The sequence below is a fragment of the Agarivorans sp. Z349TD_8 genome (assembly GCF_050870825.2).
Lineage (GTDB): Bacteria > Pseudomonadota > Gammaproteobacteria > Enterobacterales > Celerinatantimonadaceae > Agarivorans.
Window position 1 is genome coordinate 2,613,353 of sequence record NZ_CP194037.2, and the last position, 15,714, is coordinate 2,629,066.

The following is a 15,714-nucleotide window of genomic DNA, read 5'->3' on the forward strand; positions in this document are numbered from 1 at the left end:
AAACGATACTGATTAAGCTCTGAGTTGTTGTAAACCATTGGTGACTTTTTCATAAAGATCTTTACTCAAGTCTGGCAAATCTGCTAAACGTTGTAATTGCTCAATAATCAAGTCTTTACGTGGTTGATCAAGTTTTACCGTTTGGATCAAAGGTGTAATCAAGCGCGATGCCACTTGTGGGTTTTGTTGATTTAAGATACACAAAACATCGGTTAAATAACAATAGCCAGAACCATCTTTTGCGTGAAACTTTCGAAGGTTATTATTTACAAAACTTCCAATTAAGGCGCGAACACGGTTGGGATTTTCCATGCTAAAGCTCGGATGTTCGGTGAGGGCTTTAACCCGAGCGAGACTATCTCCTTGTGCAAAATTAGCCTGTAAGGCAAACCATTTATCCATGACTAAACCATCATGTTGCCAGTGTTGCTCATAATCATCAAACATCTGCTGCCGCTGCTCAATTTGGGCATTGTTAGCCGCTGCCATTGCCGCCAGCTTATCGGTCATTAATGAACTCTCAAAATAGGCTGCCAAGACCACTTCTGGCTTAATATATGCCACATACTGTAAGCAAGCGGCACGCAAAGAGCGCCACGCGATATCAGAATGCGCCAGAGTTTGCTGCTCAGATCCGGCACATAAACGCTCAAGGGATACAAATTCTTCACTTAAACGATTGGCCAGTACAGAAATAAAGAAGTCTCTCGACTCAGCAATCGCATCGACATCCACCGCAGCAAAGCTATCGGCGATTTCGTTTTCACTACTAATCGTTAATAATTCAGCCAATAAACCATTATCGAGCTGACGATCATTGAGTAATTGTCGGAAGGTTTCAACAATTTCATCGGCAACATTCAGCGTTTGGCCCTGCTGTAACAGCCCAACCGCTTGCTGCATCCAACGTGCGACTAACTTTTGCATGCCATCCCAACGAGCAAAAGTATTACTCGCATGGTTAATGATCAGTAACAATTCAGTTAGTGAATAATCCATTTCTAGTTTTACAGGTGCAGATAAATCTTGCAGCAATACCACGGTTGGTTGGCTAGTGATGCCATCAAATACCCAGCTTTGCTCAGCCGATGTTAACTCAAGCACTGAAGATAGCGTTTGCCCTTGAGCAGTAAGCGCTAAACTTTGACCATCACTGGCTAATAACTCGATAGACACCGGAATATGTAAGGCCTGCTTTTGCGTTTGATCTGCGGTGGCCGCAGTATGTTGCGAAATACTAAGATTAAACTGCTGCGCTTGTTTATCGTAATTGCCAATGGCATTTAAAATAGGGGTACCCGACTGGCTGTACCATAACTTAAATTGGCTAAGATCTTTGCCGCTGGCATCTTGCATCGCATTCACAAAGTCATCGCAGGTGACTGCTTGTCCGTCGTGACGCTCAACATAAGTTTTCATCCCAGCTTGAAAGGCCGCTTCACCTAATAAGGTGTGTAACATGCGGATCACTTCTGCGCCCTTTTCGTAAACTGTTAAAGTGTAGAAATTATTCATTTCAATCACCTTATCAGGGCGAATTGGGTGGGCCATTGGTCCCGCATCTTCGGCAAACTGATGACTACGTAAAATACGTACATTTTTGATCCGATTGACGGCCCTTGAGCCCAAATCAGAGCTGAATTCTTGATCTCGGAATACCGTCAAGCCTTCTTTTAAAGAGAGTTGAAACCAATCTCTACAGGTAATTCGGTTACCGGTCCAGTTATGAAAATACTCGTGACCAATGACCGCTTCTATGCCTAAGAAATCACTATCGGTGGCGCTCTGTTTGTTCGCTAGAACATATTTTGAATTAAAGACATTAAGGCCTTTATTTTCCATCGCGCCCATATTGAAGAAATCGACAGCTACAATCATATAAATGTCGAGATCATATTCTAAGTTAAAACGTTGCTCGTCCCACTTCATCGCCTCTTTCAGGGATTGCATCGCGTGTTCACTTCGATCCAAATTACCCTTATCGACAAATAACTCGAGCGCAATCCGCCGCCCCGATTGGGTAACAAAACTGTCTTCAAGTAAATCAAAATCACCCGCAACTAATGCAAACAAGTAACATGGTTTGGGAAATGGGTCTTGCCAGCGCACCCAATGTTTACCATTGTCGAGGTCGCCCTGCTCTATCTTATTACCATTAGCGAGTAGATACGGATAAGCTGCTTTGTCAGCAATAATTTTGGTGTGATAGGTCGCTAAAACATCTGGCCGATCGAGGAAGTAGGTGATCCGTCGAAATCCTTCGGCTTCACACTGAGTACAAAAAGCATTCCCTGACTGATACAAACCTTCGAAGGCCTTGTTTTCGACCGGATTAATTTGAGTCACAATTTCTAAATCGAAACTTGTCGGCAAGTTACTCAACACTAATTGACTGTCAGTAACGTGGTAATCGGTGTGTGCTTGCTGATTGACCTTGATGGACAGCAGTTGCAGCTTTTCCCCATCTAAGACTAAATCTTCGGCGGAAGCATCGACCCGAAGCACCTTGGATACCGCTGTCACCTTAGTATGATTAGGCTCGAGGTCAAATTCTAAATCCACCTGCTCGATGGTATATTGAGGTGCTTGATAATCTGCACGATATTTAGCGACGGGTTGGGCTGCTAGTTCTGCCATGACTCTTCCTTTTAGTAGAAATTCAAAAATAAACTAAAACGTGTTTAAGTCGGTTTATCTTCAGTCGTAAAATTGTAATAAACGCTCAGCTTTAAAAAAACCATTTTAAAACAATATGCTGATGAATCTAAACTAAAAAAGCGACATCAATGAGTACTTGGGCAAAGAAGTGTCAATCGAGTGACTACAATCGTAAAAGATAAACAGACCGAGTTGTATTGTAAGAGATATTGGCGACTGCTGCTAACGATTTTAAAGGGACTAAAAAGCAAAAAGTCGGCCTAAGCCGACTTATCAGGTGTTGTATATCAAAATGCCAGCAAACCAACGGCGTTTAAAAACACCAGTGCGATGGCAATTGGAGAAATAAAACGAACACTCTTCATGAACAAGCTAAAGTTACGGCTTTTCATACCAATCCCCTGTTTAACACGCTCCCCCTGCATCATCCAACCGACAAATATAGTGATTAGTAATCCGCCTAATGGTAGTAATACGCTTGCCGTTAGATAATCAAGGATCTCAAAAAAGTTGCTTCCCATGGGGCCGGCATCTATCTGTGCAAATTCCCAACCACTAAATGAAGCAATCGTTCCCAAACTGAGTAGCCAAACGGCGAAGCCTGCAATGACGGCGGCAACGTTACGACGTAAGCCGCGACGCTCAACCAAGTAAGCAGCACTCGATTCGAGCAAGGCGATTGCAGAAGTAAATGCAGCGACCACCACCATCACAAAGAATACCACAGAGACAAGCGATCCCATTGGCATGGAGCCAAAAGCAATCGGTAATGACACGAACAATAAACCGGGTCCTGCACTCGGCTCAATACCGTGAGCAAACACAATAGGATAAATAGCTAAACCAGCCATCAGCGCAACCACGGTATCGGCAATCGCGATATAAATAGAAGTTTTAGCTATCGAAGTGCCTTCAGGCAAGTAAGCACCGTAGATCATCATGATCCCAGATGACAAACTGAGGGTGAAGAAAGCATGACCGAGAGCTATCATCACGCCATGAACAGTTAATTTAGAAAAATCAGGCTTAAACATAAAATTAACTGCGGCAGCAAAATCACCGGTCACTGCGGCATAAACCATAATCATTGCCAACAATACAAACAACGCAGGCATCAACAAATAGACCACCCGTTCTAAACCCTTAGTGACCCCCTTTGCTAAGACCAGAATGGTTGCCCCAATCACAATGCTTGCCCACAAGGTGAGTTGCAAAGGATCAGAAGTTAAAGCACCAAACATTGCTCCAACTTGCTCAGCATTACCTGCAGCTGCCGAGATATCTCCTGATAACGATTTAAATACATAAGCCACTGCCCAGCCAGCAATCACAATGTAAAAGCTTAACACCAAGAACCCAGCCAATACCCCCATGCCACCAATAAATGCCCAATGTTTAGAGCGTCCATGTTCAAGCGCTACTTTCGCGACCGCGTTGGCTGGTGTAGAACGCCCTTGTTTACCTAGGTAAACCTCTGCCATCATCACCGGAATGCCGATGAACATAATGCATAAAAGGTAAACGAGTACGAAAGCACCGCCGCCGTTCTCTCCCATGATATAGGGAAACTTCCAGATATTACCAAGCCCTACTGCGGCCCCTGTTGCCGCTAAAACGTAGGCAAAATTACTCGACCAGCGATTATTCACTGAGGTGTTATTACTCATATTTTCTCTTAATAATTGTGTATGCGAATTGCGTTCTTGTTATTGGGCGCAGATCTAAGCATAAAGCACATGTAAATTACAGAAAAAATGAATATTTATGCTAATAATCAGGGTTCCATCTCCATATATAATCTAGTAAATACTCAGTAATGAGTATTAAACGCTGAATGTTCATGCATATACAAAGCATGTTTCTAATTGAGAGCTTGCCACTGCTTTTCCAACCAATCTCTCTCATAAACTAATATTGGATGCACCACACGACGCTCTTTCACTGCTTGGCGCTGTTGTTCGTTGAGAGCAACCCCATTGCTCATAAATACAAACGGGCTTAGGTGACCTTGTTTTTCAATAAATCCAACTAGGTTCATCACGCCTGTCACATAACCACTTTTAGCGTGAATATGATGTTTTAACGGAGATTTGGTGACACTGCGGCGATATTTAAGAGTGCCATTTTCTCCAGCGATGGCGAGTATACTAGGCAAAACTTTTAGTTGCGGGTCTGTTTGCCAGCGTTGCAAAAGCTGATATAACAACTCGGCACTAATCAAGTTCTCCCGTGACAATCCCGAACCATCGCGCATCACGACCTGACTCACATCCAAACCCAAAGCAGTCAATTGAGCCAAAACAATTTTACTCGCAACTGCGTAACTCGCTTTACGTCCTTGTGCTGCGGCTAGACTTTTAAAAATACTATCTGCGGTCAAATTGTCAGACTCAACCAACATAAATTTCAGTAAATCGATCAGCGGTACTGACTGATGCGTATAAACTGTTGGAAACGGAGCTAACCGAGAACGATATTGTATTTGTCCGCTATACTTCGCCCCCAGTTGCGCCAGCACTCGGCCTAGCTTCAACGAAAAGTAACGATGCTCATCGGTAATCGAAAAGCGTAATGGCATCATTTTGGCATTTTTTGGTATACAGCCTGAAAGCTGGTAGTGATTATGATCTTTAACCACCAGACGTTGTTCACAATCTGCAGTATCAGCCGCCACCGTCATAATTTGATTGTCCATATTAAGCAAGCTCGGATCACTAATATGTAAATCACTCAATTGCCCGATTTTACCTGGTTTCAAATTGCCATTAATACAATTGCCATCAATATTCAGTGCCGATACTGGCGAAGCAAAACAAATCCCAATATCGTTCCACACCTGACCACGACTGCGATTGTGACCACTAAAGACACCATCGTCGATGGTGATTGAATGGATTTTTTTGCCATAACGGCTGAAGGCTCTCGTCAACAACGCATTCAGATCTTTGCTGCTGAAACTAGGATCGCCACTCATATGAAGATAAAGATCTAAACCTTGCTCGCTCAACTTGATACTGAGCTGAGTATTAAAACGAAAATCTGCACCTAAAAGTTTGATCGCAGCAGTTGCCGTTACGATTTTTAAGGTACTGGCTGGCACCAATAATCGTTGGCTATTCGCCTGACTGGCTGGTCCAATATAACTAAGTGTTGCGCCCCGTAAGGGCATCGTCTCGGCTTGCAACAAACCACAGACCAACAATAAAGGGATAACAAGAGGGAGGAAAAAACGCATCTTAACTCGCAGTGCACCAATGGTACCGAGAGTATATAAAAAAAGGTGAAACTAAGTTCACCTTTTCCTTTCAATTTTAGCAGTTATTGTTATTGAGCAATCAGCTCTAAACGCATTGCACGTTGGCGAACAAAGCTACGCTTAAGATGATTAAAAGTTTTCTCTGGCATACCGCTCGGTAATTCAACCGTTGAATAACTATCAAATAACTTCACGCTACCGATGTAATCGCTGCTAATGTTGGCTTCGTTAGCAATCGCGCCTACGATATGCTTGGTTTGTACACCATGTTCACGACCAGCATCAACTCGATAGGTGTTCATTTCAACATCAGCGGTACGGCGTTTACGTTTTGTCGCGCCAGCTTCAGAGCGGCTAGGACGTTCGCCTCTTTCGCCGCGAGCACTGCGCTCACCACGAGGAGCGCGAGACCGATCACCACGATCGTTACCAGCGAAACGAGCTGAACGAGGTTCAGGATCGGCTGGCAGCTTGAATGGTCGTGCTAACTGACTTTGGAACAATAAGGCTGTCGCTAATTCTAATTCAGTCATACCAAGGTTTGTCGCTAATTCGCTAGCAATGGCTTGATAATCTTCTAACTTAGTATTTTTAACCGCGGTGGTTAATTTATCTTGAAAACTCGCAATACGTTGTTTTTCGATTTGTTCACGAGTAGGCAACTCCATCGCTTCAATCTTTTGTCGTGTGGTGCGCTCGATATTGCGCAACAAACGCTGCTCACGATAACCCACAAACATAATCGCTTTACCACTACGTCCTGCTCGACCAGTACGGCCAATGCGGTGAACGTAAGCCTCAGCATCATAAGGAATATCGAAGTTAACCACGAGGCCAATACGCTCTACATCAAGACCACGAGCGGCAACATCGGTAGCGACAACAATATCCAACTTACCCGATTTTAAACGGGTGATGGTGCGCTCACGCATGGTTTGGTTCATGTCACCGTTTAAAGCGGCAACACTAAAGCCCTTCGCTTCGAGGCGCTCAGCAATTTCAGTGGTCGAACTTTTGGTACGCGAAAAGATAATCGCAGCACCATCACTATTCACTTCAAGGATCCGAGCCAAAGCTTCTATTTTGTTTAAACCAGCAACATTCCAATAGTATTGGTCAATGTTAGACACTGTTTGCGTCTTGTTGGCAATTTTTACTTCTTTCGGAGCTGACATGTAGTTCTTAGTCAGATTTTTAATTGCTGGCGGCATGGTTGCTGAAAACAACGCTGTTTGGCGTTCTTTTGGCATGTCACGCATGATGCGTTCGACATCATCAATAAAGCCCATACGCAACATTTCGTCGGCTTCATCTAATACTAAGGCTCTAAGTTGATCTAACTTCAACTTACCACGTTCTAAGTGGTCAATCGTACGTCCTGGTGTTCCTACAATAATTTGAGGGCCACGACGCAGTTCTTTAATTTGTTGTCCATAATCGGCACCGCCATAAATGGCAAGTACGCGTAAACCAGGTACATGACGGCTAAAGTCTTTAATTGCATCCGCAACCTGATTCGCCAGTTCGCGAGTTGGTGCTAACACCAACATCTGCGGCACATTTAATTGTGGATCAAGCTTTGCGATTAAAGGCAAAGAAAAAGCTGCAGTTTTACCCGTTCCGGTCTGCGCTAAGCCAAGTACATCGTGTCCTTCCAGCAGTAATGGAATGGTTTTTTCCTGAATTGGAGACGGCGTCTCAAATCCAATCTCGGCAATTGCTTTTAAAATTGTTTCAGGGAGAGCAAATTGCTCAAAACTCGTACTGCTGGATTCTGTCATATTTGGCCCACGATTATTTAAAGGATGCGCACTATACGCTTTTGATCACAAAATGTCTCATTGATTTTAGCTTTTTATGGAAAAATTTTAAGCAACTTGATATGAGACAAAAAAAACCACTCGAATAAAGAGCGGTTGATTCCTTCAATTAGAGCTGAATATTAGTCTATTCAGCCTCACTTTCTGGCGCAGGATGTTTTGCCGCCGTATCTTTAATTAAAGGGTGTAATTCGCCACTGCGGAACATCTCCATCACGATGTCACAACCGCCAACTAATTCGCCTTCAACCCACAGTTGTGGGAAAGTTGGCCAATCAGCATAGTTAGGCAGTTCAGCGCGAATGTCAGGGTTTTGCAAAATATCGACATAGGCAAAACGTTCACCACATTGCATTAAAGCTTCAACCGTTTGCGCTGAGAAACCACAACTAGGGAACTTCGGAGAACCTTTCATGTAGAGTAGGATCGGGTTTTCAGCAATTTGCTGCTTAATTTTATCAACAGTTTCCATTTTAAAATTCTCTAATTTTTTACACTAAGTCTATTCTAGGTGCTATGACTATACCGTAGCAAAAAAAATCTCTGATTTCACCACTTTGAGCTAGATCAATATTTTTTAATATTTTTGCTTTTCCGCCTACTGTTGTAATGCTAAACTAGTTTGTAAAGTTTTTACTATATAAAATATTGTGCTGTTGCTTCAGCCAATTATTACAAGGAGAGAGAAACATGGCTTTTACACTACCTGAACTACCTTATGCACAAGACGCGTTAGAACCGCACATCTCTGCTGAGACCTTATCTTTCCACTACGGTAAACACCACAATACCTATGTGGTAAAACTAAATGGTTTAATCGAAGGCACTGATTTAGCTGAGAAAAGTTTAGAAGAAATCGTTAAAAATTCCACTGGCGGCGTATTTAACAACGCAGCGCAAGTTTGGAACCATACCTTTTACTGGAACTGCTTGGCGCCAAATGCTGGCGGTCAACCAAGTGGAGCACTTGCAGCAGCCATTGACGCAAGTTTTGGTTCTTTCGAAGAATTTAAAGCGAAATTTACCGATAGCGCAGTCAACAACTTTGGCTCCAGCTGGACTTGGTTAGTCAAAAATGCTGACGGCAGTCTCGCGATCGTAAATACCAGTAATGCAGCTACACCACTGACTGACGAAACGGTTACGCCAGTGCTAACCTGTGACTTATGGGAACATGCTTACTACATCGATTACCGTAACGTTCGCCCTGATTACCTCAATGCATTCTGGGCATTGGTAAACTGGGAGTTTGCCTCAGCAAATTTTGCTTAAGCAAAAAAGCTTGCTAAGGACCAAGGGCGCTAATCAGCGCCCTTTTTATTTTTGTCACTGTGTCCTAAATTCATTTCCGGTGCGATCAGGTCGCGTACTCGTTGCTTTAGAATTTTAGCTTCCGGAAAACCTTCATCAGCCACTCGACACCAAATCAATTTTCCATCGAGGTAAATTTGAAAACGTCCTTTACTCGCTGGTTTTAAAGCCACTTCTGCCAACTCTTGTGAAAATGTCGTAAGTAGCTCTTGACTCAACCAAGAGGCGCGTAATAACCAACCACACAAACTACAATAATAAATTACGACGCGAGGCTGGTCTTTTGATTGTTGTAATGCCAACGTTATTTCCCTTTTTGTAACTCACTCATATGACTCAGCACTCTTTTTAAGGAAATTGGATATTTAGTGCCCAATTGCTGAGCAAACAGCGATACCCGCAGCTCTTCTATCATCCAGCGAAGTTCTTGACCCTGTTCATTATATATGGGTAAGGCTAAGACTTGTTCCCGTTCAACCGCCGTTTCAATTTGTTGCATGGCTAAACGGTCTTTATGCGCGTCGATCGCTAATTTTTCCAAGCGCTTTTCAATTGCTTTTAAATAACGCTGTAAATCGGCTAAACGCGCTACGCCAACCTCTCGCACGAATCCTTTATAAACCAATCTAGCAAGCTGCGCTTTAATATCAGCATGAGCCATCACTCGATCAAAACCGACTTTACCTTTCAAGGACTTATTAATTTGGTAATGCAAACTTAAAATTTTCTCTACCTGTACGACTACAGCTAAAGTTTCAGTTGCCAACTCGGCCCGTACGGTATCACATAAGGCAACAAAGTCCGCTTGATTATCCACCGGCTGTAGTCGCGAGTATTTGTCGATGACCGCTAAACAACAGTCATCCAATAACACATCAACCCGACCAAAAGGATTAAAGTACAAACCAAGTTTGGCTTTATTAGGCAGATGCTGCTGCAAATAACTCAGCGGTGAAGGAATATTCAGTTGCAATAACTTACTTAAGCCACGTGACTGACTCCAACTCGCTTCTTCGGCTTTATCAAACAACTTAAGGGCCACTGTTTTCCCCTCATCCACCAATGCCGGATAAGCGGTTATTTGATAACCTTGACGTTGTTCTTCTATCATCGTCGGCAACTCACCAAAGCTCCATTGACTAACACTCGCTTGCTCGGCGAACGCACTAGGCGCAATTTCAGCAAGCGTTTGCTCAACTTCGTCCTGAAGTTTGGTTTGCAATACTTGATAACTTCGCCCCTGAGAAACGACTTTACCTTGATCATTCACCACCTTAAAGTTGACCTTAAGATGGTCTGGTACAGCATCTAGATTCCAGGCATCCTCGGGGATCTTACAGCCGGTCATTCTGAGTAATTGCTTGGTCAATATTGGTAACAACTCGCCTTCGGCCTGCGGGACCGCTTGCATAAAGGCTTGAACGTAATTCGGTACTGGTACGAAATTACGTCGTATAGGCTTAGGCAAAGATTTAATCAGAGCGCTAATTAAAGCTTCTCTAAACGCTGGGATCTGCCAATCGAAACGTGAGTAATCAATCTGGTTTAATAATGCCAATGGAATATGGACACTCACCCCATCGTCTACTTCACTAGGTTCAAAAACATAACTAAGGGCCAACGCAAAGCCATCTAACTGCCAGCTATCTGGATATTGCTGCTCAGTCACATGACTCGCATCATGTTGATACAACATTTGTTTTGAAAAATTGAGTAAGTCTGGCTGTTGTCGCTGCGCTTGCTTCCACCAGCGATTAAAGTGAGAAGCAGAGACAATATCTTCTGCTAAACGTGCGGCATAAAAATCAAACAACACCTGATCATCCACCCGCACATCGCGGCGACGTTGCTTTTGCTCTAAGGCTTCGACATCCTCGAGTAAGCGCTGATTTTGTTTAAAAAAGCTGTGTTTACTTGACCACTGCCCCTCGACTAAAGCGGAGCGAATAAATACTTCTCGGGCCACAACGGGATCAATTCGACCATAATTGATCAGACGTTTGCTCACTAAACTTACACCATACAAACGCACGCTTTCGTAAGCCATCACCGCTTGTTGCTTGGTCGACCAGTGTGGCTCACTATAAGACTTTTTAATCAGGTGTTCAGCCTGCGCTTCTAACCAATTAGGCTGAATCTTTGCTACGCCACGCGCAAACAAACGAGAGGTTTCCACCAGCTCGGCAGCCACCACCCATTTAGGGGGCTTTTTCGCTTGGCTAGATCCCGGGAATACCACAAAACGTGCGTTTCGTGCGCCTAAAAACTCTCGCTCTTTGTCTTTAAAACCAAAGTGACTGAGCAAACCAGCGGTCACTGCCTGGTGAATGGCATCGTAATTCGCCTCATTTTGACTCAGTGGATAACCTAACTCTTTTACCACCGTTGAAAGCTGAAACACTAAGTCTTGCCACTCGCGAATCCGCATGTAAGCTAAAAACTCTTGCTTACATTGTTTACGAAATTGGTTACTTGATAAAGCCTTTTGTTGTTCTTGTAAATAACGCCATAGTAATAAGTAGCTCGAGAAATCGGAGTCTTTATCAACAAAGCGTGCGTGTTGTTGGTCTGCCGCTTGTTTACGGTCACTAGGTCGCTCTCGCGGATCTTGGATCGATAAGGCTGCACAAATCACCATCATTTCTTGAACACAGCCAAAACTCTTAGCAGCCACCATCATTCTCGCTAAGCGAGGATCGATGGGAAACTTAATCACCTCACGCCCTAAAGCGCTAAGGCTTGGCTTCCCGTGCTGCTGATGTAAAGCCCCAATTTCCTCGAGTAGATTCAAACCATCTTTAATATTTCGCTGATCGGGCATATCAATAAATGGAAAGTCTTCCAACTTACCAAGCCTTAAGCCAAGCATTTGCAAAATAACCGAGGCTAAATTGGTTCGTAAAATTTCAGGATCGGTAAACTCCGGCCGACCAGCAAAGTCATCTTCACTATATAAACGAATACAGATCCCTTCTGCCACCCGCCCACAACGTCCTTTACGCTGATTGGCACTCGCTTGAGAAATCGCTTCAATTGGCAAGCGTTGAACTTTAGAACGATAGCTATAGCGACTAATTCTGGCGGAACCGGGGTCGATTACATAACGGATCCCTGGCACCGTTAAACTGGTTTCGGCAACGTTCGTGGCTAACACGATACGACGACCACGATGGGCTGCAAAAATGCGATTTTGCTCCGCATTAGAGAGACGAGAATATAAAGGCAATACTTCAGTGTCACGTAACTGGCGCTTCTGTAAGTAATCTGTCGCATCTCTAATTTCACGTTCGCCATTCATGAAAATTAATATGTCACCGGGTTTCTCCCGATATAGCTCGTCAACCGCGTCGGCGATACCTTCTAGGACATCTTTGGTTTGCTCTGCTTCGTTAAGCGGGCGATATCGAGTATCAACCGGATAGGTTCTGCCTGAGACTTCAATCACCGGAGCGTCGTTAAAATGCCTAGAAAATCGTTGCGGATCAATGGTTGCCGAAGTGATAATAATTTTTAAATCAGGTCGCTTGGGCAATAATTGCTTGAGCACTCCGAGGATGAAATCAATATTCAGACTACGTTCATGGGCCTCATCAATAATCAAAACTTCGTATTGAGAAAGAAAACGGTCCTGTTGCATCTCGGCAAGCAACATCCCGTCAGTCATCAGCTTAATTAAACTATCCGCTTTAATTTGATCGTTAAAACGAATTTTATAACCGACCAAATCGCCTACTGGAGTCTCTAATTCTTCTGCAATACGAGCGGCTACACTACGAGCGGCCAACCGCCGAGGCTGAGTATGACCGATGAAACCACGACTCCCTAAGCCTAACTCTAAACAAATTTTTGGGATCTGGGTTGTTTTACCCGAGCCCGTTTCACCAGCGATGATCACCACTTGATGATCACGGATCGCTTCATAAAGTTTTTGTTTTTGCTCAACGACGGGTAGCTGCGGAGGGTAATGAATGACAGGAATAGTCGCTCGTCGACGACTTGCTAACTGACAAGAGCGATCGAGAGCCTGAGCAAATTTAACAAAAGCGGCACTTTTTTGTTCCAGATCGTCGGATGTTAACTTAGTCAGCTGCCGCTGAAGACGATAACGATCCTTTGCCAAAGCGAAGCTGATTTGTTGTTTCAAGTTTGATAGAGCGGACTGCAAGAATAAAACCTCGTAGGGTTGCATACGAGGCGCAAATGCTAACAACAATCGCTAAGAAAACAAGTCTAAGCCACCTGTTTATAGCAACAAGCACATCGAGTAACACCAGCTGCAGCGAAATGATGATGACTCTGTTCATCATCGACCCTCAGCTGGACTAAAAAGCAACCAGTTGAAAAACAAAATACATCAAGAAAATCTCAATGTTGACTTCATTCACCCATTTGGGGAATGGTCAGTCTAAGCACTGAACTATATCCTATACGCAACTGATTTGTTTATTCAGTTATCGCGTTTAGTTATTTATTGCGGTGTAATTTTTACACATTTTATGCAGGCCCTTTGCTTATATATTAGGCAAAGGGCTTTTTTATATTCTGACCGCAGTGAAATCGCCAGAAATCAGCAAACATACGCCTTTCCCTATGCGCCATCGCTATTCTTATGAATATCCACTTAATTCACCCATTTGGGGAATGGATAGCTAGATGGCCTCACTATATGATTTAACTGACTGATTTGCTAATTCAGTCATCGCGTTTAGTTACCTATTGCTGTGTTTACTACACAATTTATGCATGCCCTTTGTTTATATTAAACAGAGGGCTTTTTTTTCTCTGTGATTCGCGACCAGCAAGCCTCATAAAAACACCAAACAAAAGCCAATATTAACTCAATTCACCCATTTGGGGCATGGTGTAATGCTTGATCCCGCTGTAATGTTAAAAAGACTGATTTGCTAATTCAGTCTTCGCGTTTAGTTACCTATTGCAGTGTTTGTAATTATACAATTTATGCGGCCCTTTGCTTTATTAAGCAAAGGGCTTTTTTTATCTGACTTGCCATTGCAGAGTTTCACCAGCATAGAATGGTACCAAGGCTTGTTCCTCGACCATCACCTGTGATGGGACCTGCCAAGCCTGCCTGCTTAGGGTAATGGTCTCTTTATTACGGGGTAAGCCATAAAAATCAGGACCATTAAAACTAGCAAAGGCTTCCAACTTGTCCAAAATTCCCAGTTGCTCAAATATTTCTGCATATAACTCGATAGCAGCTGGCGCACTATAACAGCCGGCACAACCACAGGCGCTTTCTTTTGCACCTTGTAAATGTGGCGCTGAATCCGTTCCCAAAAAAATCTTAGGCGTTCCGCTGGCAACCGCTTGTTGTAAAGCCTGTTGGTGACTTTGACGCTTTAATACTGGTAAACAATAGTTATGAGGTCTTAAGCCCCCCGCCAAAAGATGGTTGCGGTTATACATTAAATGCTGAGGCGTAATTGTTGCCCCGACATGATCTGGCGCGCTGAGGACAAATTCCGCAGCTTCGGCAGTCGTGATATGTTCAAAAACAATTTTCAGTTCCGGTAGGGACTTGACCAAATTCCGCATATAGCTATCGATAAATACTGCTTCACGATCAAAAATATCGATATCGGCATGTGTCACTTCCCCATGCACCAGCAGTAAAATATTATGCTTTGCCATTGTTTCAAACACTGGGCGCAAGGCATCGACGTCGGTCACACCATGAGCTGAGTTTGTCGTGGCATTGGCTGGATACAATTTACAGGCTTTAATGATGCCACTGGCTGCCGCCTCTTCAATCAATTGTGGGCTTGTCGCATCGGTTAAATAGAGAGTCATCAGTGGTTCAAAAGAGCTCTCCTGGGGAAGAACCTGTTTGATCCGTTGCAAATACGCTCGAGCATCTTCAACTCGAGTCACTGGCGGAGTTAAATTTGGCATCACAATCGCTCGGGAAAAATGTTTAGCGGTTGCATTCGCGGCAACTGATAACATTGCTCCATCACGCAAATGTAAATGCCAATCATCAGGCCGAATAATAGTCAACTCTTGCGTCACAACGTTCCCCTAATTCAATATGAAATCGTGAAAGTCTACCCCAAGTTGTTTCGCAAGTCTCCCCCCTAAAAGTAAACTGGGTGAGGCGATAAGCTACAGTCTCAATCAATAGTCGAAGTTAGTACGAGTTATCGATGATGGTCGGTTAAGCATGGATAATAACCGAGCGGAACGCTCAGTACGTCCGTTCACGGTAGGGTGGAACAACTGGTTGTTCTGGAAGAGTCATAATGGAGCACGGGCCAGTGCCGTGCTGTACAGTCTTATCGAAACCGCGAAGACTAACGACTGTCAACCGTATGAATACCTGGAATACGTGCTACGAGAAATCCCGACACTGAAGAGTGGGGTGACCATGCTCATCATCTTCCTTGGAACATGCCAAAAACGGACTAGCCCTCCCTCCCCGAATAGCGTTCAGAATGACAGATACCGCCTTAGTTGGCGGTATCTGTGTTGATATTAGAAAGTCAATGAGTCGGTTCGCAGACGCTTACGGAGTGATTGTGTATCTCCATCGGTCACACTTCACCAGCTTTCTGGCATCGCGGTGATCTGTATAGCCTTAGCTTTGTAATTTATGGAGAGTATGGGTGTCGAGTGTTTTTTATCTCATATATCACTAGGTGTCGCTGCTTT

General features: G+C 43.8%; 9 protein-coding genes and 1 pseudogene. 2 read left to right on the forward strand and 8 right to left on the reverse strand.

Annotated features, from left to right (window positions below; genetic code table 11):
* Window positions 1-12 precede the first annotated feature (12 nt).
* The 5 genes from pepN to ACRRS1_RS11870 form a co-directional block, all read right to left on the reverse strand.
* Window positions 13-2,637 (reverse strand): aminopeptidase N, encoded by a 2,625-nt coding sequence (gene pepN / locus ACRRS1_RS11850; RefSeq protein ID WP_432459475.1) that lies wholly within the window; start codon window positions 2,635-2,637, stop codon window positions 13-15.
* A 308-nt stretch (window positions 2,638-2,945) separates the two neighbouring features.
* Entirely contained in the window at window positions 2,946-4,325 is a 1,380-nt protein-coding gene (locus tag ACRRS1_RS11855; RefSeq protein WP_432452971.1) for a sodium-dependent transporter, read from the reverse strand.
* Window positions 4,326-4,519: 194 nt separating this feature from the next.
* The gene (gene dacB / locus ACRRS1_RS11860; protein ID WP_432467764.1) at window positions 4,520-5,893 is read right to left on the reverse strand and encodes a D-alanyl-D-alanine carboxypeptidase/D-alanyl-D-alanine endopeptidase; all 1,374 of its coding nucleotides are present in this window, start codon (window positions 5,891-5,893) and stop codon (window positions 4,520-4,522) included.
* An 89-nt stretch (window positions 5,894-5,982) separates the two neighbouring features.
* A complete protein-coding gene (locus ACRRS1_RS11865) occupies window positions 5,983-7,695 on the reverse strand; it encodes a DEAD/DEAH box helicase (protein WP_432459477.1) in 1,713 nt (570 codons plus the stop codon).
* Window positions 7,696-7,861: 166 nt separating this feature from the next.
* Window positions 7,862-8,206 (reverse strand): Grx4 family monothiol glutaredoxin, encoded by a 345-nt coding sequence (locus tag ACRRS1_RS11870; protein ID WP_432452968.1) that lies wholly within the window; start codon window positions 8,204-8,206, stop codon window positions 7,862-7,864.
* A gap of 218 nt (window positions 8,207-8,424) precedes the next feature.
* On the opposite strand from ACRRS1_RS11870, the gene sodB reads away from it, so the two are divergent.
* Complete coding sequence (gene sodB / locus ACRRS1_RS11875; RefSeq protein WP_432452967.1) at window positions 8,425-9,006, forward strand: superoxide dismutase [Fe]; 582 nt, start codon at window positions 8,425-8,427, stop codon at window positions 9,004-9,006.
* A 29-nt stretch (window positions 9,007-9,035) separates the two neighbouring features.
* Here the strand turns inward: sodB and ACRRS1_RS11880 are convergent, their stop codons facing one another.
* The 3 genes from ACRRS1_RS11880 to pyrC form a co-directional block, all read right to left on the reverse strand.
* Window positions 9,036-9,347 (reverse strand): SelT/SelW/SelH family protein, encoded by a 312-nt coding sequence (locus tag ACRRS1_RS11880; protein ID WP_432452966.1) that lies wholly within the window; start codon window positions 9,345-9,347, stop codon window positions 9,036-9,038.
* A gap of 2 nt (window positions 9,348-9,349) precedes the next feature.
* Window positions 9,350-13,210 (reverse strand): ATP-dependent RNA helicase HrpA, encoded by a 3,861-nt coding sequence (gene hrpA, locus ACRRS1_RS11885; RefSeq protein WP_432463130.1) that lies wholly within the window; start codon window positions 13,208-13,210, stop codon window positions 9,350-9,352.
* An 830-nt stretch (window positions 13,211-14,040) separates the two neighbouring features.
* Entirely contained in the window at window positions 14,041-15,012 is a 972-nt protein-coding gene (gene pyrC, locus ACRRS1_RS11890) for a dihydroorotase (protein ID WP_439033356.1), read from the reverse strand.
* Between the two features lie 127 nt (window positions 15,013-15,139).
* On the opposite strand from pyrC, the pseudogene ACRRS1_RS11895 reads away from it, so the two are divergent.
* Window positions 15,140-15,397 (forward strand): annotated as a pseudogene (locus ACRRS1_RS11895) (IS66 family transposase); the annotation flags it as partial.
* Window positions 15,398-15,714: the final 317 nt, after the last annotated feature.